The organism is Pedobacter sp. MR22-3, assembly GCF_026240075.1.
Taxonomy (GTDB): Bacteria; Bacteroidota; Bacteroidia; order Sphingobacteriales; family Sphingobacteriaceae; genus Pedobacter.
Genome location: NZ_JAPIVF010000006.1, coordinates 482,479 through 504,369 on the forward strand (window position 1 = coordinate 482,479; position 21,891 = coordinate 504,369).

18 protein-coding genes are annotated in these 21,891 nt (G+C 39.9%); 8 read left to right on the forward strand and 10 right to left on the reverse strand.

Going from position 1 to position 21,891, the window contains the following annotated elements; genetic code table 11:
• Both OQ267_RS17340 and OQ267_RS17345 read right to left on the reverse strand, forming a co-directional pair.
• The gene (locus OQ267_RS17340; protein ID WP_265837146.1) at positions 1 to 1,704 is read right to left on the reverse strand and encodes an ABC transporter ATP-binding protein; all 1,704 of its coding nucleotides are present in this window, start codon (positions 1,702 to 1,704) and stop codon (positions 1 to 3) included.
• An 86-nt stretch (positions 1,705 to 1,790) separates the two neighbouring features.
• On the reverse strand, positions 1,791 to 2,417 hold the full coding sequence (locus OQ267_RS17345; protein ID WP_265837148.1) for a 3'-5' exonuclease: 627 nt from the start codon (positions 2,415 to 2,417) through the stop codon (positions 1,791 to 1,793).
• Positions 2,418 to 2,515: 98 nt separating this feature from the next.
• Here OQ267_RS17345 and OQ267_RS17350 point away from each other — a divergent pair, with 98 nt between their 5' ends.
• Both OQ267_RS17350 and OQ267_RS17355 read left to right on the forward strand, forming a co-directional pair.
• Positions 2,516 to 3,013: a DUF1579 domain-containing protein gene (locus OQ267_RS17350; protein ID WP_265837150.1), complete on the forward strand. Its 498-nt coding sequence runs from the start codon at positions 2,516 to 2,518 to the stop codon at positions 3,011 to 3,013.
• A gap of 112 nt (positions 3,014 to 3,125) precedes the next feature.
• Entirely contained in the window at positions 3,126 to 4,262 is a 1,137-nt protein-coding gene (locus OQ267_RS17355; protein ID WP_265837151.1) for an MFS transporter, read from the forward strand.
• A 107-nt stretch (positions 4,263 to 4,369) separates the two neighbouring features.
• On the opposite strand, the gene OQ267_RS17360 is transcribed toward OQ267_RS17355, so the two are convergent.
• Together OQ267_RS17360 and OQ267_RS17365 are read right to left on the reverse strand one after the other, a co-directional pair.
• Positions 4,370 to 5,266: a DUF72 domain-containing protein gene (locus tag OQ267_RS17360; RefSeq protein ID WP_265837152.1), complete on the reverse strand. Its 897-nt coding sequence runs from the start codon at positions 5,264 to 5,266 to the stop codon at positions 4,370 to 4,372.
• A gap of 157 nt (positions 5,267 to 5,423) precedes the next feature.
• On the reverse strand, positions 5,424 to 6,812 hold the full coding sequence (locus OQ267_RS17365; protein WP_088300462.1) for an arginine decarboxylase: 1,389 nt from the start codon (positions 6,810 to 6,812) through the stop codon (positions 5,424 to 5,426).
• 611 nt (positions 6,813 to 7,423) lie between these two features.
• On the opposite strand from OQ267_RS17365, the gene OQ267_RS17370 reads away from it, so the two are divergent.
• Positions 7,424 to 7,657 (forward strand): hypothetical protein, encoded by a 234-nt coding sequence (locus OQ267_RS17370; protein WP_265837153.1) that lies wholly within the window; start codon positions 7,424 to 7,426, stop codon positions 7,655 to 7,657.
• An 81-nt stretch (positions 7,658 to 7,738) separates the two neighbouring features.
• Here the strand turns inward: OQ267_RS17370 and OQ267_RS17375 are convergent, their stop codons facing one another.
• The 3 genes from OQ267_RS17375 to OQ267_RS17385 all read right to left on the reverse strand — a co-directional run bounded on the left by OQ267_RS17375 (position 7,739) and on the right by OQ267_RS17385 (position 11,161).
• Positions 7,739 to 8,317, reverse strand: a complete 579-nt coding sequence (locus OQ267_RS17375; protein ID WP_088300460.1) for a PhnA domain-containing protein — start codon at positions 8,315 to 8,317, stop codon at positions 7,739 to 7,741.
• A gap of 280 nt (positions 8,318 to 8,597) precedes the next feature.
• Complete coding sequence (ctlX, locus tag OQ267_RS17380; protein ID WP_265837155.1) at positions 8,598 to 9,512, reverse strand: citrulline utilization hydrolase CtlX; 915 nt, start codon at positions 9,510 to 9,512, stop codon at positions 8,598 to 8,600.
• A 203-nt stretch (positions 9,513 to 9,715) separates the two neighbouring features.
• Positions 9,716 to 11,161 carry an arginine deiminase family protein gene (locus OQ267_RS17385; protein ID WP_265837156.1) on the reverse strand — a complete coding sequence of 482 codons (1,446 nt, stop codon included), beginning with the start codon at positions 11,159 to 11,161 and terminating at the stop codon, positions 9,716 to 9,718.
• A 219-nt stretch (positions 11,162 to 11,380) separates the two neighbouring features.
• On the opposite strand from OQ267_RS17385, the gene argS reads away from it, so the two are divergent.
• From argS to OQ267_RS17400, 3 genes are all read left to right on the forward strand, one after another.
• Positions 11,381 to 13,153, forward strand: coding sequence for an arginine--tRNA ligase (argS, locus tag OQ267_RS17390; RefSeq protein ID WP_265837158.1), 1,773 nt, complete (start codon positions 11,381 to 11,383; stop codon positions 13,151 to 13,153).
• A gap of 130 nt (positions 13,154 to 13,283) precedes the next feature.
• Positions 13,284 to 14,048 (forward strand): sulfite exporter TauE/SafE family protein, encoded by a 765-nt coding sequence (locus OQ267_RS17395; protein WP_265837160.1) that lies wholly within the window; start codon positions 13,284 to 13,286, stop codon positions 14,046 to 14,048.
• Positions 14,049 to 14,702 carry a DNA-3-methyladenine glycosylase family protein gene (locus tag OQ267_RS17400; RefSeq protein WP_265837162.1) on the forward strand — a complete coding sequence of 218 codons (654 nt, stop codon included), beginning with the start codon at positions 14,049 to 14,051 and terminating at the stop codon, positions 14,700 to 14,702.
• A gap of 61 nt (positions 14,703 to 14,763) precedes the next feature.
• Here OQ267_RS17400 and OQ267_RS17405 read toward each other — a convergent pair whose 3' ends face one another.
• Positions 14,764 to 15,288 (reverse strand): protease, encoded by a 525-nt coding sequence (locus OQ267_RS17405; protein WP_265837164.1) that lies wholly within the window; start codon positions 15,286 to 15,288, stop codon positions 14,764 to 14,766.
• A gap of 19 nt (positions 15,289 to 15,307) precedes the next feature.
• On the reverse strand, positions 15,308 to 16,426 hold the full coding sequence (locus tag OQ267_RS17410; protein ID WP_216359221.1) for an AI-2E family transporter: 1,119 nt from the start codon (positions 16,424 to 16,426) through the stop codon (positions 15,308 to 15,310).
• Positions 16,427 to 16,631: 205 nt separating this feature from the next.
• Here OQ267_RS17410 and mnmE point away from each other — a divergent pair, with 205 nt between their 5' ends.
• Complete coding sequence (gene mnmE / locus OQ267_RS17415; RefSeq protein ID WP_265817676.1) at positions 16,632 to 17,990, forward strand: tRNA uridine-5-carboxymethylaminomethyl(34) synthesis GTPase MnmE; 1,359 nt, start codon at positions 16,632 to 16,634, stop codon at positions 17,988 to 17,990.
• 200 nt (positions 17,991 to 18,190) lie between these two features.
• Here the strand turns inward: mnmE and OQ267_RS17420 are convergent, their stop codons facing one another.
• On the reverse strand, positions 18,191 to 18,415 hold the full coding sequence (locus tag OQ267_RS17420; protein WP_088300451.1) for a CDGSH iron-sulfur domain-containing protein: 225 nt from the start codon (positions 18,413 to 18,415) through the stop codon (positions 18,191 to 18,193).
• Positions 18,416 to 18,855: 440 nt separating this feature from the next.
• Here OQ267_RS17420 and OQ267_RS17425 point away from each other — a divergent pair, with 440 nt between their 5' ends.
• Positions 18,856 to 21,885, forward strand: coding sequence for a SusC/RagA family TonB-linked outer membrane protein (locus OQ267_RS17425; RefSeq protein WP_265837165.1), 3,030 nt, complete (start codon positions 18,856 to 18,858; stop codon positions 21,883 to 21,885).
• The last annotated feature ends 6 nt before the right edge of the window (positions 21,886 to 21,891 follow it).

Here is a 21,891-nt window from a genome sequence, read left to right on the forward strand (position 1 = left end):
TTAACTTCCAGGGATGGCTTCTATTAATTTTCGGGTATAAACTGCTTTTGGTGCATGGAAAATTTGTTCAGGAAATCCTTCTTCTTCAATTTTACCTTTATTCATCACCAGAATGCGGTCGGAGATATGTTTAACCACAGCCAGATCATGAGAAATGAAAATATAGGTCAACCCGAATTCATGTTGCAGGTCTCTGATTAAATTTAACACCTGTGCCTGTACCGAAACATCCAGTGCAGAAACAGATTCATCACAAACAATAAATTTAGGTTCCAGTGCCAGTGCTCTGGCGATGACTACACGCTGTCGCTGACCTCCACTAAATTCATGTGGATAGCGGTTAAAGTGTTCAGGTTTCAGGCCAACTTTAGCCAATAAGTCCATCACTTTTTGTTTCCTTTCCGTATCATTCCGGTAAAGCTGATGAACCTGTAAAGGTTCCATTATAGACTGTCCAATGCTGAGTTTTGGGTTCAATGAGGCGTAAGGATCTTGAAAAATGATCTGAATGTCTTTTCTCAGTTTCCTTAATTCAGATTTGCTGATATTGGTAATATCCAACCCATTAAAGCTAATGCTACCGGATGTTGGCTGAATTAACCTTAAAATTGTTCGGCCCAGTGTGGTTTTGCCGCAACCAGATTCGCCAACCAGGCCTAGGGTTTCTCCTGGAAAAACCTGGAAACTGATTTTATCTACAGCCTTTACATAATCAGTAACTTTGCCAAACAATCCATTGTAAATCGGATACCAGGTAGACAGTTCTTTTACCTCGAGTAAAGGTTGGCTGGCATAAAGTAGTGCTCTTCTGGATGCAATTTCCTCATCCGTTAATTGATTAGATAACTGCAAATGTGTATTTAAATCCGCTGTTTTTCCGGTGAGGAAATCAGCAACTACAGGAAGTTTTTTTAACTGCAGGGCAGGTGATGGACGGCAAGCCAGCAATCCTTTCGTATATGGGTGCTGTGGATGTTCGAAAATCGTTTTGGCAGGGCCCTGCTCCACAATTTCGCCTTTATACATAACAGCTACTTCATCTGCAATTTCATTAACTACGCCTAAATCATGCGAAATGAAAATCATGGCCATATCGCGTTCTTCTTTTAGTTTTAAAAGCAGCTGCAGGATGGTCTTCTGAACGGTAACATCCAGTGCAGTTGTTGGTTCATCTGCAATCAGCAATTTAGGATTGCAGCTCAAAGCCATTGCAATCATCACCCTTTGTTTTTGCCCACCGGAGATTTGATGCGGATAACTGTCAAATATTTTTTCAGGGCGTGGAAGCTGAACTTCGTTAAACAGTTTAATGGTTCGTTCCTTAGCGGTGAGCTTATTTACTTTTTGATGCAGTATGATGGCTTCTGCTACCTGTTCTCCACAGGTAAATACAGGGTTCAGGGAAGTCATCGGTTCCTGGAAAATCATAGAAATCTGATTTCCTCTGATCTGGCGAATTTCATTCGAACTTAAATGAAGCAGGCTGATGTCTTCAAAATCTATTTTCCCGGAGATATGGGCTGTACGTTCGTCATGCAGGCGCATAATGGAAAATGAAGTAACGGATTTTCCAGAGCCTGATTCACCCACAATTCCTAAAACCGTTCCCTTCTTAACATTAAAATTAATAGTTTTTACAGCTTTGAACCAGGTCTTTTCATCCCGGTTGTAAAAATCGATCGTTAAGTTTTCAACATTTAGCATCAGTTTACAATGGTAATGTTTTCTGCTGAAATTATATCCATGCCTTTAAATTTTAACAATACCTGGGCCGTGGTGACAACATCCTTCTAGCAATAGGTTACAATGCGCTCCAGATTTTTCTCTTCATAATATACTTGTCGCACCTGGCTACCGTCAATATCATCTTTCGGTGTCGGAATATCCAGAATAGCAGCCAGCAAGCTTAAGGAGGTATAATGCTTGTAGTCGCCGAATTTCCACATTTCCATCGTATCCAGGTGCTTTACTTCCCATGGTTTTTTACCTGAAATATCCAGATGTGCCGGAATTTCCAGTCCGTTTATCAATAATCGCCTGCAGATATAGGGGTAATCAAATTCTTTTCCATTGTGTGCACAAAAGAGGAGTGAAGGTGACTGTTTTTCAATCAGGCCTGCAAATTGATTTAATATTTCCTTCTCGTTATCGCCGGCAAAAGACTTCAGCCGCAAGGAATAAGATTGGTTTTGAAAACTGAAAATCCCGAGACTGATGCAAATTATTTTACCGAATTCTGCTAAGATGCCGGCACGCTCATAAAATTCATGGGCACTTTGCTCAGGTTTGCGCTGATGACTGGTTTTATGATCCCAAAGCTCCTGCAGATGGGCGGGAACATCCTCATAAGATTGGTATTGCGGAACAGTTTCTATGTCTAGTACAATTACCTGACTTAAATCTAGGTTTTTTAGCATAAAACAAGATAGAAAAATAATTTTCAGTTATCAATTTTCAGGTTGAATTTTATATTCATCTCGTAGAAATAATGCTATTATATTTTTTAAATTTGAGTATGGCAAAAGGTAAATTTGAGCAATCAATGGAGGACGGCGCTCACCAAAAGATTAAAAGTTTAGCAGGCAACTGGAAAGGAACTTCAAAAACCTGGTTCGAAAAAGATGTTTTAGCTGATGAATCTCCTTCAATTGCAGAAATTACATCGATTTTAGATGGCCGGTTCATTTCTTATGATTACCAAAGCAGTTTAGGGGGGAAACCATTAACAGGCAAAATGATCATTGGCTTTGACATTCCTTACCAAAAATTTACATTGAGCTGGATTGACACATTCCATATGGGGACGCAGATGATGCAGGCAACCGGTGAGGCTACAGAAAAGGGATTTTCGATCTTAGGTTCGTGGGGAAATCCTGAATATGGCGATCAGTTATTTGGATGGCGTATAGCACTCGAAATCATTAGTGATGATGAAATCATTTTTAGTGCCTATAACATCATGCCCGGAGAAGCAGAAACAATAGCCATTGAAAGTAGCTATAAGCGTATTTAGGTGGTTTATTAGTATATTTTTCAAGCGAAGTTTATACTGAAAGTCATCCCTGATCTTTTATAAGTATTATTTGTATAATTTTAAACAAATTTGCAGCTGCAATACACATTTTATGCAAGCTGAAAGCCAGAATACGACCAGGCAAAATATTAACTTAACCATTATTAGTTATGTTACTTTTACTTTTTTAGGCTATTTTACCATTGGCCTTACGCTAGCCGTATTGCCTGAATATCTGCATGGTCCTTTGGGATTCAATACCATGGTGGCAGGCATTGTGATCAGCCTGCAATATGCAGCCACTTTCTTGTTCCGTGGTTTTGGAGGGAAAATAGTAGATAAAAGCGGACCGAAGCCTGCGGTAATGATGAGCATGGCAGGTTTTATCGTAAGTGGAATCATATTGTTTGCGGTGGCTTTCCTGCAGGATTTCCGGATGATCAGCTTAGGCTTAATGATGGTGATGCGCTTAATAACCGGTTTTTCTGAAGGGCTGGTTGGTACAAGCCCGATCAACTGGGCTATCTTGAAATTAGGTCGTCAGCACACTGCAAAAGCAATCAGTTATAATGGCATTGGTAATTATGGCGCTCTTGCCGCAGGCGCGCCGCTTGGTGTGATTATCAGCAATACTTTCGGTATTGTCTACATTGCCGTTTTTATCATCCTCATTGGTATCGGAGGATTGATTTATGCCCATAGTAAAATTAACCTGATGGGAACGAGCAAGGAGGCACCACAATCCTTTTTGCATGTGCTTAAAAAAGTAACACCATACGGGCTTTGCCTGGCTGCCGGCGGTATCGGCTTTGGTGCCATTTCAACTTTTATCACCTTATATTATAATTATTTACACTGGACAGGTGCTGTGCTTTGCCTTTCATTGTTCAGTGTGATGTTCGTTTTAGGCAGGTTGATTTTTGCAGGGGCAATTAATCAATATGGAGGGATGAAAACTGCTATTGCCTGCCTGGCGATGGAATTGGTTGGCTTGAGTATTATTGCACTGGCTGCAGATCCGGTGATTACACTCTTTGGAGCCGGTGTTGCGGGCTTAGGGTTTTCACTGGTGTTTCCGGCACTTGGAGTAGAAGCGGTTCGCTTAATTCCCGCATCCAGTCAGGGTTCAGCATTAGGTAGTTATGGCTTGTTTATCGATCTTTCCTTGGGTATCACCGGACCTTTACTGGGTACTGTTTCTACTGATTTGGCATGGATTATCTTTTTCCAGTTAGTTTATGTATTGTAGCTCTGGGGCTGATTCTGGCTATTGCCATCGCCTGTAAAAGAGAGAAACTGCAGTTGGTGAACTAGAAAAGTCTTGCAGGTTTTTATGCTGCAAGATGCTTCGTATGTCTAGAATAAGGTAGCGGGTTTTGAATTGGCCATAACCGGAATTTTAAGATCAGTTCCTGCAGCTTTGTTTAACTGCTCAGTAAAGTAAGCTGAAAATAATGGTGAGGAAAGTTCTACATTCTGGTGAACGAAAAAGTACAGGTTTTCCAAACCTTTTTTCTTCCATTCTACAATTCTTTCCACCCAATCATCCAGGCGTTTTTTATCAATATGATCATCATTGGCTCCAACAAACCGGATAAAAGCAATTGGTGTGGTTAAGCGCATATGGAGCATATCTCTTCGTCCGGCTGTATCAACAATAATATTCGTAATGCTATTATCTTCAAATAATTTGGCAAACTCATTTGAAATAGCCGGATTGGAAAACCATTCGGCATTTCTGACCTCAACAGCCAGCGGAATTACTTTTGGAAACTCCTTGACCACTATTTTCAGCCGCTCCAGGTCTTTGGGTTTAAAATTATCATGAAGCTGAAGAAAAGCCATTCCAAGTTTATCTTCAAAATTACTGATGGCATCGCAATATTGCGCTACAGGCTCCTTCACATTAATTAACCTTTTAAAATGGCTAATGGTATTGGTTAGTTTTGGAAAGAATTTAAAATCATCCGGAGTTTTTTGCGTCCAGGTGATTACCTGTTCACTACTTGGCATTCCGTAAAATGTGGCGTTTAATTCAATGGAATTAAACTGAGTAGAATAGTAGGTGAGTTCGTCTTTTGTGCCCTTTGGATAAAAACCTTTTAGGTCTGCTTTATTCCATTTCGCACAGCCTACGTATGCCTTGAAATCCTGCCTGGCTTTATTTGCTTTCAGGATAGCTTCCGTTTCCGGCGCATCAGCAGGAAGTGTGAAATCTATAATTGATGGGTCATCTACTTTACCGAATTGCATAATGTGTTATGGGTTAAAAGTTTTGAGTTACCAGTCTGGCAATTTTATAAAATTAGAATATCCTTTGTAAATAAAAAAACTCGAAGCACATTTACCTCGAGTTTTTGATTTTTCTTGTTTAAGAACTGTTGCGCATCATCCGTAAGAGACAACTGATCTAGTAACCCAGAATCTTCAATACCTGCTTGCTATTCTGTTCCTCGCCAAAAACTTCAAAATTGAAGCTTTCATCCCGGTTTCTGCGGATCAGTACATGTTTCGGACTAGGTAATAAGCAATGGTGAATACCGCCATAACCACTCAACACTTCCTGGTAAGCACCAGTGTGGAAGAAACCTAAGTATTGCACTTTACGTGTTTTTGGCATAAACACACTGTTCATATGTGCTTCCTGGTTGTAATAATCCTGACCATCGCAGGTGATGCCACCTAAATTCACCCGTTCGTATTCTGCATCCCAGTTGTTGATGGGCAAAAGAATATATTTTTGATTTAATGCCCAAACATCCGGCAGGTTGGTAATGAAAGAACCATCCAGCATTAACCAACGTTCACGGTCGTTCTGTTGCTTACGGCCTAAAACTTTATATAAAATACCAGATGCTTCAGCGACTGTATATTTACCGAATTCGGTAATGATATCCGGCTCCATTACTTCATGGATGGCGCAGATTTCTTTAATCCGTTTAACAATTTCGTTTACCATATATTCGTAATCGAAATCAAAAACCAATGAGTCTTTAAATGGCATGCCACCACCAATATCCAAAGTGTCTAAATCAGGATTGATCTTTTTGAACTTGCAGTAAAGCGTGACATATTTCTCCAACTCATTCCAGTAATACGGTGAATCGGTAATGCCAGAGTTGATGAAAAAGTGTAATAATTTAACGCGAAAATTCGGGTTATGAACGATTTTATTGTTGTAGAAATCGATAATATCCTCCATACGCACACCTAAGCGCGAAGTATAAAATTGCGAATCAGGCTGCTCCTCAGCTGCTATACGAATACCCAGGTTACAAGGCGTATCAATATCTACTTCATCATCAAAAAGGTTAAATTCCTCTTTGTTATCCAACACCGGAATGATGTTTTTATAACCATCATGCAGCATATCAATGATGTATTGCTTATACTGATAAGTTTTAAATCCGTTGCAAATGATCGTCGTATCCTTAGTTAAGTGCCCTTTTTTCTCCAAAGCATCAACCATAGGCATATCAAAAGCCGAAGAAGTTTCCAGGTGGATATTGTTCTTCAAAGCTTCTTCAACAATGTGGCGGAAATGAGAACTTTTTGTACAATAGCAATACTTGTAATCGCCACGATAATTGTTCTTTAAAATGGCAGTCTGGAAAAGAATCTTCGCTTGCTGAATTTTCTTAGTTACCATTGGTAAGTACGTGAAACGCAGGGGTGTACCGTATGTTTCAATCATTTCCATCAGGTTTAAATCCTGAAAATATAATTCATCATCTATCACATCAAAGCCTTCTTGTGGAAAGCCAACGCTTAGATCGAGAAATTCTGAGTAACTCTGCATTTACTTTAAATAATTTTTGCAAAAATGTAATTTTAAATCGAGAATTAATCGGTATTGAAAATATTTTTACGGTAGAGCAACGCAATAGTTTTCTCAATACATGTTCACATTATGTTTATAAACAGGAACAGGCAGTATGTGTTTAAATTATAATGAAAAGGAAGGTCTCCATTACCTCAGATTTTATTATTCTGCACAAATCAATTATATCCGCAGGAGTATATTTAGCAAGCTTAAATTCAGCATTTATACTCACCGTAATCAGGTTTCCCGCAAATCAGGATGATTACCACAGATTTTATTGTTATGCTGCACAAATCAATTATATCTGCGGGAACATATTGAGCAACCTCAAATTCAGCATTTATACTCACCGTAATCAGGTTTCCCGCAAATCAGGATGATTACCATAGATTTTATTATTCTGCTTATATCTATTAAATCCGCGGGGGCATAGTTATTATTCAATTAAACGATAAATCTGATCTAAGTGTCTTGATTAAAATATTGGTTAATAAAGCTTTATGTTTAATCTAAAAATTTTTTAAAGTAATTTTAAAGTTCATTCGTCTTTATGTAATAAAACCTTACAGATTATTAAAAAATGCGCTATGATCTCGATTTTTAAAACCAATATTCAAACAGGAGTTGAGTTGAATAAAATTGCTCAACATTTAAATAACTTACTCTCAGGAGCTACCTGGAGTGTAGACCTATTAGATTCAGATAAAATTTTGAGAATAGATTCGAGTGTGGACAAGATTGGTGATGCCGTATCTTTGATTACCAGGTTTGGCTATGATTGTGAGAATCTGCAGAATTTCTATGCACCACCGGTGTGGTAAATTGTATATCATGTCAAGTGCAGCTTGTCGAAACACCTTTCTATGAATGTTCTTTCGACAAGCTCAGCATAACAATTAAATTTATCCCTTTCTCAGGTATTTAGTCAGAATGACGATGGTTTGGCCTTCTACTTTACCTTCAATTTGTTCGGTATTGTCGTGAACCAGGCGAATATTTTTAACTACGGTACCTAATTTAGCACTTATTGTTGATCCCTTTACATCCAGCGTTTTAACCAATACCACCGTATCACCTTCATGTAAGCGGGTACCGTTGCTGTCCTGATGAAATGCTACCGTTCCATCTGATTCGTGATCGCCGGTTTTCTTTGCCCATTCCAGGGTCTCTTCATCAAGATATAAGATATCTAAACTATCTGATGCCCAGCCTTCATTTCTCAATCGGCTTAACATCCTCCAGGCCATTACCTGTACAGGAGGAAACTCAGACCACATGGTTTCAGTTAGTATTTTCCAGTGATTGGCATCAAGTTGCTCTGTTTTTTCAATCTGATCCAGACAGGTTTTACAAACTAAAATGCTATTATCGCTATTTGCATTGCTCGTTGGGGGCACTTCGTAAATGTTTAAAGCATTTTCCTGATTGCATAATTCACATTTGTTACCTGATCGCGCTTGTAATTCTTGTACTAAAGACATATTGATATTAGATTTTTTGCGAAAATACTAAAACTATTCGGAATAAATAATGACGTAGCTATCGTGAATGTGATTCGTGAATTAATTTGATCACAAAGACCATTAAGTTTTATGCAAAGGAAAGAATAGCCCATAAATTCAAGATTTACGCAGATAAGAGAGCAGTTTCTCTGCGTAAATCTCCGAAATCAGCAGGAGCAAAATAATAAAGTCTTTTAAAACGTGTTATATAGTTTGTTTAGATGGAATGACCTAAAGCTGCCTGATTTCCAAAAAAGTTTTAACTTTCGGGCAAGTGAATCTCTGCCAGCATACACCTTGCACTGCCGCCTCCATTTTTTTCGATGGTATAAAGTGGGGCGTAAATTATTCTGGCATATTTTTCTAAAATATTGATTTGATCTGCAGTTAAAGATAAATAAGCTTGCTCGGACATCACCAATAAACTTTCTCCGCTTTGGTTAGCAACTTGCAGCATATTGCCGGCGAAGTGATTCATCTGATCTAAAGTTATTTCAATTATTTGTTTTCCTGTGCTGTTCAGGCTCAAGGTAACAGCTAATCTTTCTTCTTGATTTGGAATAGCATCTAAACAAATTACAGCAAACTGATCTCCAATACACATCATCACATTGGTATGGTAAATCGGGAAATTGGTACTGTCAACCGCCTGGAAAGAAACGGATTCATATCCTGTTAACAGGCAGAAGTTATCCAGTACTTCCTGGTCGGTACGCACACTTAAACAGGCATAGGCTATTTTATTTACGCGATCCAGTACCATGCTTCCTGTACCTTCTAAAAAGGCATATTGGGTTTCATAAAAGCTTAAATCGCTCACATGATTCACTTCAAATTTCTCTTTCAATTCGTCCAGTATTTCTTTTCTACGCTCCAGTCTGCGGTTTTCTGAAAACATAGGGTAGAGGTATACCGAACCATCATCATGAAAAGACACCCAGTTGTTCGGGAAAATGGAATCAGGTGTTTCCGGTTGTAAAGTGTCGTCAACTACAGTAACATCTACGTCATTTTTCCTCAACAGATCCACAAATCCATCAAATTCATTCAAAGCCAGACTTTGTACATCACTTTGGCCTGATGCTACCTGAAATTTATTATTGCCTGCCGTTTGCTCGTTAAATTTGAAATCAACCGGTCGGATCATCAAAAGATGCTTGGTTATTTGGTTCATTAGTCAATAGTTAATGGTTCAGCCGTTCATTAGTCAATAGTTTATTGTTAAAGCAAATCACTAATAAACTTTTTATAAATCGTACTAAGCTCAAGCTTGTATCTCTGCGAACAACGATTTGCTTTGCTGCTCTTGATAGACAAAGCGAAGCCAGCATTTCTTTCTGGCCTTATTGCTTTATCCTCGCTCTTTGCTCCTTTATCTTAAAGATTATCTCTCCATATTGGTAAACTCATGCAATGAAAACCTCCACGGGCACGGGATAGTTCTGCCGATGGCATTAAAATTAAAGTATCAGTAATGGTTTCTGCATTTGCCTTACCACTTTCCAAATCCTGAATCAGATCTTTCACATCTATCACATCAAATCCTGCAGCTTTAAATGCTTCAACAGTTTTATCATTTCTGTCATAGCCCAAAACCACGCCTTCCTTAATGGCCAGGAGGTTACAGGAGTCGGTCCATTGCTCTCTTGAATCATAAGGAAACTGGTTATTTCCACTATAAATGATTTTGGTAGGTTCCGTGCTTTTTAAATCATTCTGACTGATGTCGTTGAGCAAAGCTTCCACGTGCTCAAAATGTTTGGGTGCCTGTGGATTAGCTTTGGTAAACTGAATGGCAGTTGTCGCTTCTGATTTTTCAGGTTCCTTTAAGAAGTTGATCGGCTCGTAAGGATTGTATTTTGGTGAATGGGCAATAGAATTTAAAATCACCCAGGTATTGCGTTTAACCTGCGTAAAAACCGTATCCAGGTGCATATAGTCACGCTTGCTCGGGATTTTAACTACCGTTACTTTCTCTACCACATCATTGTCGAATAATAATTTTATGGCTTCATTGGCGCCATGCTCTGAAGTTCTTTCGCTGCAACCAATTAAAACATGGTTCGGACTCACCATCATCACATCTCCACCTTCTAAAGTGGTGCTAAACGCAGGTTCATCACCCGGACGCAGGAAGTGCATGGTTACATCCGGGATTTCCAATACATTGCTCTGATAATCAGTAAACAGCGGATGGTTGAAGAAAATATAACGCATTAAAAGCGTTTCGCGAACACGTGCCTTTTTTGCCGGCTTATTTAATAAAATGTAATTGTTAATGGTGGTACCCACATCCCGGGTAAAGATTAAGTTAGGGATAGGTGCAAAAATCATGGTATCATTGGCCAGTGTTCCCGAAATAAGAATTTCGGCAAGTTCTTTTGGATCAGTATTACTCAACTCGATCTGAACTTTATACGTACATCCTTCAATGGCACATACAGCAGCAACTAATTTTTTACGGATAGATTCATTTTCCAGCATTTCGCTCAGCAAGTTCTGAATTTCTATTACCGAGTCTGAATGGTGAAAATCAGCGTGATTGGGCTTGTAGAAATTTCGGTTTCCTTCCTCCGAATCAATCTGGGCGAGTTTTCCCTTGATTTTTTCAGGATCAAGGAAGTACATCAATAGCTTAATATAGTAGTCGTATTCACCCTTACGGATGGTATCCAGGTGTACAATATCTTCAAAAAGCCAGTCTTGTGCTTTTGAAGGCACCACTTTGCCAAGACCACTATCCGGACTATGGATTAATAATTTGCGCAACCGACCGATTTCGGTAGTTACATTCACTTTAAAATTCAGATGCTGCTCGCTCATAAAATAAGTTAGTTATTGCAAATCTATTTAATTTTAGAATAGTATCAAGTTTTAGAGCAGTATCAAGTTGTAAGTATCGGGTATCAGGATGAGGGCTCGCTTTAGCTTTATTTTAATCGCCCGGGTGTTTCTGCCTGGGGCTTTCCGCGACAATTTAATCTGCAATTGAACTTCAGACTTCTCACTCCCGACTTCGGACTTTTTTCTTATTTTTACGCCATGAATTTTATTATTACCGAAACACAGAAAGCCATTCTTGCACTTTATCAGGAAGAAGTTGCTGAAAGTGTGATCAATATACAGGAAACGCGTAAAGAATTTGAAGGACAGGTTACGATTGTGGTTTTTCCGATAACCAAACTTTCTAAAAAATCGCCGGAGCAAACGGCTAATGAAATAGGCGAATATCTAGTAACTAATGTTGAAAATGTCACTACATTCAATGTGGTTAAAGGCTTTCTAAATTTAAGCATTGCAGAAAGCTATTTTTTAAACCAGTTTAATGAAGAAATTTTAGCGGCTGATTTTGGTGTATTTCCGTCGAATGGAAAAAAAGTAATGGTGGAGTATTCTTCGCCAAATACCAATAAACCACTTCACCTGGGGCATGTACGTAATAATTTATTGGGTTATTCAGTTTCTGAATTACTCAAGGCTTATGGTTATGATGTGGTAAAAGTTAACCTGGTCAATGACCGTGGAATTCACATCTGTAAATCAATGCTGGCCTGGCAAAAATGGGGCAATGGTGAAACACCAGAAAGTTCAGGCTTAAAAGGTGATCACCTGGTGGGCAAATACTATGTGATTTTTGATCAGGAGTTTAAAAAGGAAATCGAAGCTTTAAAGGCTGAAGGCGAAACCGAAGAAGTAGCAAAGAAAAATGCGCCTTTAATTAAAGAAGCGCAGCGAATGTTGCTGGCCTGGGAGCAGGGGGATGAGGCTGTGGTTTCACTCTGGAAAACCATGAATGAGTGGGTTTATGCCGGCTTTAATGTCACTTATCAAAACCTGGGCGTTGATTTTGATAAGTTCTATTATGAAAGTAACACGTATTTGTTGGGTAAAGATACAGTTGATGAAGGCCTGGCGAAAGGTGTTTTCTTTAAAAAAGAAGATGGTTCGGTTTGGATTGATTTAACTGCAGACGGCCTGGATGAAAAACTGGTCTTGCGTGCTGACGGCACTTCAGTTTACATCACCCAGGATTTAGGAACTGCCGAAATGAAGCATGACGATTTCAATATGGATGAGTCGATTTATGTGGTGGGGAATGAGCAGGATTACCATTTTAAAGTATTGTTTTTAATTCTCGAAAAATTAGGGAAAAGCTGGGCGAAGGGTTTATACCATTTATCTTACGGGATGGTGGATTTGCCAAACGGAAAGATGAAAAGCCGGGAAGGAACGGTGGTGGATGCAGATGAGTTAATTGAGAGTATGATTACCACAGCCCGTGAAAAAACAGAAGAACTGGGTAAAACCAGTGATTTTCCGGAAGAAGATAAGGCAGAACTGTATAAAAATATTGGTTTAGGTGCACTGAAATACTTTTTGCTAAAGGTAGAACCCAAAAAACGCTTGTTGTTTAATCCTGCAGAGAGTATTGATTTTCAGGGAAATACCGGACCTTTTATCCAGTATACGCACGCCAGGATTAAGTCTTTATTGAGCAAAGCGGAATATCAGTCTGAAGTCAGCAATTTAAGACCAGGCGATTTATTGCCTATAGAACTGGAAATGATTTTGCAACTGGCTAAATATCCTTCAGAAATTGCCATTGCAGCCAAAGCATACAGTCCGGCGAGTTTAGCGAATTACTTATACGAGTTGGCTAAACTTTTCAACAAGTTCTACCATGATGTTCCGCCGATTGTAAAAACGGAAGCGGGCGATACCAAACAGTTCCGATTAAACCTTTGCAAAAAAACGGCCGATGTGATTTTTGCCGGAATGCTTATTTTAGGCATTACCTCACCGGAGCGGATGTAGGGCGAGTATTGAATTGGGAATCCTGAATAGGAAGTGAGGAATCACAAAACGGGAGATAGCAAAATAGATAACAAGGAGTAGAGAAAGGGAGAACAGAACATAAAGGTGTTGATCAAAAAAAAGATATTTCTTGATAAATGAACTGATTTTACTTTGCCTCGTTGCTTTTGCCGCAGGTTTTATAGATGCTATTGTAGGTGGCGGAGGCTTATTGCAAACCCCTGCCACCTTACTCATTTTACCACATTATCCTGTTGCCACCTTATTAGGAACCACTAAAATTCCTTCTCTCGCTGGTACCACCTTAGCGGCCTTCAAATATTCCAAACACGTTAAATTCAATTTTAAAGTATTGGTGATATGTGCGATCATGGCATTTATTGCAGCGCTTTATGGTGCTTTTCTGGTGAGCCGTATTGATAATGCGGTGATCAAGCCTGTCATTCTGATCGTGCTGATAATGGTTGCGCTTTACACTTATTTCAATAAGCAATTTGGCATTCATCAGGAAAAAAATCATGCTGTAAAAAAGCAGGTATTCATGGCTGCGCTATTCGGCTTGGTTATTGGCTTTTACGATGGTTTAATTGGTCCGGGTACAGGCTCTTTTTTGATTTTGGTTTTTATTGCTACATTAGGATTTGACTTTGTCGGTGCCAGTGCACATGCCAAGATTGTAAATATGGCTACCAATTTAGCGGCGATTATTTATTTCAGTTATTCCGGACATATCCTTTACCAATATGCATTGCCCATGGCACTCTTTAACGTGTCAGGTGCATATTTCGGCACGCGTTTGGCCTTACTTAAAGGCAATAAGTTTGTTAGGGTCTTTTTTCTCATCGTTGTTTTCGGAACAATCCTGAGATTTGCTTATGATATTTTATTAAAGTAAATGCCCGGATTTAAAGTTTTTGACATCGACAACTATCATGCGCTTTGCAATACATTAGCGGCACAAGATCCTGATCTTAATCATGTTCTGATGAAATATGGCTATCCACCATTCTGGTCTAGGGCTAATACTTTCGAATCACTGGTTCATATTATTCTGGAACAACAGGTTTCACTGGCATCGGCACTTGCCGCCCTGAATAAACTGAAGGCTAAAATCGGAGAAATCGATCCTGTGGCCTTCCTCAGGCTTACTGATGAAGAACTCAAAGCTTGCTATTTCAGTCGACAGAAAACCGTTTACGTTCGGGATCTGGCACAAAAGATCATTAACGGAGAACTCTCCTTAGCGATATTGGCATCACTTTCTGCAGATGAAATCCGACTGCAGCTTAAAAGGGTGAAGGGTGTGGGAGATTGGACAGTAGATATTTACTTATTATTTATCTTACACCATAGTGATATTTTTCCATTGGGTGACCTTGCTGCCGTGAATGCCCTTAAAAACCTGAAGAACTTACAAAAAGATACGAGTAAGGAGGAACTTTCTGCTATAGCCACACAGTGGAAGCCCTACCGAACCATAGCCGTCATGATGTTGTGGCACTTTTACCTGGAGGAACGAAAGATCAAGGGTGCGATAGCTAAACGCTAAATCAAAAAGCACCGCTGGTATTCAACAACGATGCTTTTTGATTGCAGTCAATAAAATCAGGTTAATGTCCTACATAAATTTTTAAACTGTCAGTCATTACAATTCCACTCACAGTAGCTGAATTGTATTTAATGGTATAATTTCCGGCTTTGGTGATGTGATAAGTATCTGCCAGGTTAAAATCTGCACTGGTACTGTCGCCGGCATTTAATTTCCGGTAACTGTCTGCCGGTGGTGGCATCATTCGTTTTGCCATGGCACCCTTATAATCAACAGGAGTATAGTCTTCTAAGTTCACATCCAGGTATTTACTGGATAATTTTTCAAAAGGTGTATGCCAGATGCAAAATTTGGCAACAGTATCCGAGTTATTGTACACTGAAAAACGCATATTTATCGGTCCGCCAAGTTTAGGTTCACCAATCACCGATAATTTTCCTGTAATAGGATCGGTCTTTTTCTGCACTGCGGCTTCAGGCACCAATGTGGTGTCTTGCTGGCCGCCGGCCGCTTCTTTCTTTTTGTCGCTGTTACAGGCAGAAAATAAAATGCTGCAGCACGCGATGATCAGGCTTATTTTTTTCATAAAGTTATCATAAAGGATGTTATTTTTCTGTACCGGACCGGGTTTCTATATTTTTCTTTTTTCTAAAAGCAGGGAATGTCATCGGGCTTCTTGAAGGGCGTTCATCACCTAATAGTACACCCCATTGCTTGAAAGATTCGGTACGGTCGAACACGATTTTCAATACCGCTACAATCGGGAGTGCGAGGAACATTCCGGACACGCCGGCGATGCTTCCACCGATAAATACCCCGAGAATGGCAAAGAGTGCATTGATCTTTACTTTCGATCCTACAATTCTTGGCATCAGGATATTATTATCAAGGAACTGAACAAAAGCAATAACACCTAAGACCGTGATAACCGGCCATAATTCCTGAGATGAAGTCAGCGTTAACAATACACCAATCAGGTTTCCAAGCAAGGCACCCACATATGGGATCAGGTTCAGAATGGCAAATATTACCCCGATTAACAAAGCGTGCTTAATACCGATCAACATTAATATTCCGCCCAATAATACGGTCATATAGGTAATCTGGATCAATAGCCCGATCAGGTAACTCTTGATAATGGATTCCGTTTCATAAATGGCTTCCTTCACCTTAGGGTGGTCATCGTTTTTGAACCACATGAAAATAAATCTCAGTAAAATATCCTTGTAAAAAAGCATTAAATAAATATAAATCGGCAATAGCCCGATGAAAACAAAGACCCCACTTAAGGTAACAGCTGCACCACCTGCCAAAGAGGTACCCATGTTCATCAGGTCATCGCTTTTATCCTGAATAAAAGCCTTTTGCTGTTTATCATTATAGTGCGTGATTCTGCTCACCCAATCGCTTAACGAATTGATGTGCTGTGTTACATTGGCTTTAATCTGCGGGAAATCTTTAGCCAAAATTCCAATCTGGTTGGAGAAAAACCATACAATCAGGGCTACAAACAGGGCCACCAGAAGGATAGGTAAAACAATAGCTAAAGTTTCAGGTACCTTTTTTCTTTTCAGGAAACGGTATACAGGAAGCAGCATAATGCTGATGAAAAATGCCATGAGCATGGGCATAATAATATCTTTTGCAATGACCATCACAGTCACTACGGCCATCAATCCGAGGAGTTCAATTGATCGCTTTACAGTTAGGGGAAAATTATTTATCATATACGGTTTATCTGATTGATGTGTAAACACGCACCTGTAGAAAATGTTTTATTAATGGAAAAGTGGGGCAGAGGGTTAGCTAGGTTAGGCACTTAAGTTTTATCTAACATTTATACCTTTACAATTTTTCCTTGTGAAAAATTACTTCTCGAAAACGATAAAGCCGTTAATAAGCCTTAATTTTACATTTTTTAAATTGAACATGAACGATCAGGATACCATCATTGCTTTATCTACCCCTTCAGGGTCTGGCGCTATCGGCGTAATCCGCCTGTCAGGCCCGGATGCCATTTCGTTGACCAACGAGGTCTTTGCAGGGAAGGATTTAGCACAGCAAGCTTCTCATACCTTACATTTTGGATTAATTAAAGATGGTAATCATATTATAGATGAGGTCGTTGCAGGGTTGTTTGTTGCCCCCAAATCATACACCAAAGAGCATGTGGTGGAGATTTCCTGTCATGGGTCAAATTATATCATTCAGCAGATTATTAACCTGCTGATCAGCAAGGGTGCACGTGCAGCAAAGCCTGGCGAATTTACCTTAAGGGCATTTTTAAACGGGGCATTTGATTTAAGTCAGGCAGAAGCAGTGGCCGATTTAATTGCTTCCAATTCCAAGGCATCACACGATGTAGCCATGCAGCAGATGCGTGGTGGCTTTGCAAATGAACTCAAAGCTTTAAGAGAGCAGCTGATCCATTTTGCTTCGATGATTGAACTGGAGCTGGATTTTGCAGAAGAGGATGTCGAATTTGCCAACCGCGAACAGCTTACGAATTTAGTGAACAAAATCAACCATGTGCTGCGCAGATTAATTTCTTCATTCGAAATGGGAAACGTCATTAAAAATGGTGTTCCGATTGTGATTGCCGGAAAACCGAATGTAGGCAAATCGACTCTTTTAAATGCCTTATTGAATGAAGAGCGGGCCATTGTTTCTGATATCGCCGGGACCACCCGTGATACCATTGAGGATGAGCTTACTATCGGTGGCGTGGTGTTTCGCTTTATCGATACTGCGGGTATCCGCGATACTGCCGATATTATTGAGGCCCTTGGGGTAGAGCGGACGCTTGAAAAAATGAAACAGGCCAAGCTGATCATTTATATGGCTGATGTGGCACAAACCACTGCCGAAATTGAAGAGCAGGTAAGGGGCTTAAAGCAACTTGAAATTCCTTATCTCATTTTACTCAACAAGGCAGATCTGATTTCTTCCGAACAACGCAAGGCTTTCGAGGCTTTAGATGTTGTTTTCTTATCGGCGAAAGAAAAGGTTGGCATAGATGAATTGAAAACCACCTTATTGGAACAGGTGAATCTGCATCATATTAATACAAGTGAAACGTTGGTGACCAATATCCGCCATGTGGAAGCACTTAAACAAACTGAAAATGCCTTACAGCGGGTACTGGATAATGTAGATAACCCGGTAACTTCTGATTTCCTGGCGATGGATATCAAACAGGCTTTACATTACCTGGGCGAAATCACTGGAACGGTTACCACTGATGATTTGCTGGAGAATATTTTTACGAAGTTTTGTATCGGGAAATAATAAGGCTAAATAAAATAAACTGATCGTAATTGTCTGTCTATTTTTCGTTTTGTAAAAAAATGATCTCTGCCTGTTTAAATGATAAGTTGTACAGCCAAATAAATTTTTTGCACCCCGTAATTATTTGAGCTGCTGACTAAAACTTTTAAATACCAATCGCCAAAAAAAGCCCTGCGGCTTTGCAAGGCTTTAATTTCATGTTATGCTTTTTTTGGAGGCAGATCAAAAGCAATGGCTTCATGTTCGAAATGTCCTTTATGTGCACCATCGCAAAATGGTTTGTTCTGCGATAGACCGCAACGGCAAATAGACAGAACTTCTCTACCCTGTAAGCCATAAGCATTGCCGTTTTTATCTACAATTTCGAAATCTCCCTCAATTTTTACTGATCCGTTATTGTTAATAGTAAGTTTTGTTTTAGACATGATGTTTTGTTTGTATGCGGCAAAACTAAAATAATTCTGATGATTTGGCAGATACGGATTGTAGTTTAGAAACATTCCGCTTTAAGTCGTACAGGGAGCTGCTGAACTGAAACTTCAATGCCATCATAACGTGGATTTTACATTGCTTATCTCCAACAGCTATTCTTCTGCAGGCTTGTAAGTGATTAAAATGAGATATATTAGCTCAGGTGCGTTTATTCGTGCTTAAAATATAAATTTACCCCCCTTTAAATATCGTATTGCCCCCCATATTATGTGCAATATTTATAGTTACTTTGGTATAACCAAATATACATATTATGACAAAGAACTACTAGCTCTAATCATGGCCTCCGTTGCCTGAAAAAATGCCTGTTGAATAACAGGTGAAACGAAAGTCGGTTTCAATATCGATTCATTCCAAAAAACTAACCAAATTTATGATGCAAAAAAAATTACTAATCCCTTCAAGATGTATTGCTGTGCTATTGTCTATACTTCTTTTTTTAAGTATCAATGGCAATAGCTTGTATGCGCAAAACAGTAATACAGAAATTTCAGGTGTCATCCTGGATGTAAAAGGTATGCCCATTCCTGGTGCAACCATTAAAAATGAAAAAACAGCTAAGGTGGCCATATCAGATGGAAACGGGCGATATAAAATTGCAGCCCTTAAAGGAGAAACTTTAGTGGTGAGCTTTGTTGGTTACACGCCAAAAACAATTGTATTAGACAACCAGACTCAACTTAATTTTTCATTAACAGAAGAATCTGATAAAACACTTAACGAGGTGGTGGTAGTGGGCTATGGTACACAGAAAAGATCTGATGTAACCGGTTCGGTGGTATCTGTGCCGAAATCCAGATTATCACAGCTTCCGGTAACCAACATCCTGCAGTCTATTCAGGGTGCTGTAGCCGGTGTTAACATTACTTCATCTTCATCCGTTCCGGGCAGTCAGCCTACTGCGCTGGTGAGGGGACAAAACTCTATCACTGCCGGAACCGGTCCTTACGTGGTGGTGGATGGTGTGCCTTTAACCAAAACAGGTGGTTCTTTAAATGACATCAACCCGAATGATATTGCATCTGTAGAGATCCTGAAAGATGCCAGTGCCACGGCCATTTATGGTACGAACGGTTCAAACGGTGTTATTTTAATCACCACAAAAAGGGGAACCACGGGTAAACCGGTCATCCGTTACAATGGGTATGCTGGTATCGATAACATTGCGCATATTCTGGAACCTCGAAGTGGGGCAGAATACGTACAGAAATATGCCGACTTCCTTAAACAAACCAATCAGACCCAAACGCGGCCCGTTCCAAACCTCGGCGAATTAGCAGCCTATAATGCCGGTACCACAACCGACTGGGTGGATGAAGCGACCCAGCAGGGGGTGATCCAGGATCATAACGTCAGTATTTCAGGCGGAACACCTGACGTGAAGTATTTTATTTCAGGAGATTATCTTGACCAGAAAGGTGTAATTAAAGGTTACCAGTTTAACCGCATCGGTTTACGCTCCAATTTAGATTTAAATGTGACCAGTTTTTTAACGGTTGGTACATCCTTATTTTTAACCAGCAATAATTTTGATGGCGGCAGGGCCAATCTGCTGCTGGCTACAGCCATGAGTCCTTACGGACAGGAGTATAATGCCAATGGTACTTACAAGATTTTTCCAATGGAGCCTGAACTATTGTATACCAATCCGTTGTTGGGTTTAAAAACTACACAGATCAGCAGAACCACTAATATCAATGGAAATGGTTATGCAGAGATCAAGTTTCCGGGGGTATTAACCGGATTAAAGTTCCGGTTAAATGCAGGTTATACCTATTTTCCTGAAAGACGTGGCAGTTATGTTGGTCGTTTAGCCAATGATAATAATGGTACGGCCAGTAGTTTCAATGCATCGACCAACAGTTACACCATCGAGAACATCCTGACCTATTCAAAGGATATTAAAAAACATCATGTTGATTTTACAGCATTGTACAGTGCACAGGAACGCAAATACAATTCGACCACTGCCGGTGCAGTGGGTTTTATCAATGATGAGCTGGGGCTGGATAATATTGGTGCCGGAGCAACGCAAACCAGTGGCTCATACCGTGATCGGTATGGATTAAACTCGCAAATGGGCCGTTTATTTTATTCTTACAACAGCCGCTACCTCTTAACCTTAACAGCCAGGAGAGATGGTTCATCGGTATTTGGCGTCAATACCACCAAGTATGGTGTTTTCCCATCAGCAGCACTGGGATGGAACGTCATTAACGAAAGCTTCATGAAAGACATCAAAGCCATCAGTAACCTAAAGTTAAGGCTTTCCTATGGTAAAACAGGTAATGAGGCCGTTGGTGTTTACAATACCATCACCACTGAAGGGTCTGTACGCTCGCCATTTAACGGTATCAGCACCATTGGTGTCATTCCAAATAACCTGGGCAATATATTATTGCAGTGGGAAACCACTAAAACAGCCAATATTGGTTTAGATTTTGGTCTCTTTAATAACAGAATTACAGGTAGTGTAGAGGCATATCAGAATAAAACGAGTGGCTTATTATTAAACAGGAGCCTTCCCATCATTACAGGGTATTCAAGGGTGCTGGAAAATATCGGTAAAACCACGAACAACGGTTTAGAACTGACCCTGAATACTCAAAATTTTGCCGGAAAGAATTTCCGTTGGGAAACCATGGTTGTTTTTGCCACCAACAAGAATAAAATCAACGATTTATATGGCGATGGAAAGGACGATTTAGGAAACAGGTGGTTCATTGGTCAACCTATTAATGTAGTGTACGATTACAAAATGACGGGTGTGTGGCAAACGGGTGAAGATGTGTCTAAACAGGATCCGACTGCTAAACCCGGCAGCTTAAAATTTGCGGATTTAAATGGTGATGGTAAAATTACTGCTGACGACAGAACGATTTTAGGACAAACGGCTCCAAAATGGACCGGAGGTATTACCAATACTTTTCATTATAAAAACATCAATTTAAGTGTGTTTATCCAAACAGCACAGGGCATGACCAGGAATAATCCTGATCTAACCTACGGGGATGAAACAGGCCGGAGAAACACACCGGCAGAAGTGGGCTACTGGACGCCGGAAAACCAAAGTCAAACCCGCCCGGCCTTATCCTATAACAATACCTTAGGATACGGGTATGCCTCTGATGCCAGTTATACCCGAATTAAGGATGTTACCCTGAGTTATGTATTTGCCCAACGCCTGCTTGATAAACTGCACCTCGGTAGTTTAACCATTTATGCCAGCGGCCGTAACCTGGCTACATTTACCAACTGGATAGGCTGGGACCCTGAGCAAACCACATATGGCCGGGGTACTGGTAATTCAAATGCCAACCAACAGGCATTCGCTGCTGACTGGACCAACAACTATCCGGTTACGCGGACATTTGTTTTAGGTTTAAATGTTTCACTACGTTAATCTTAT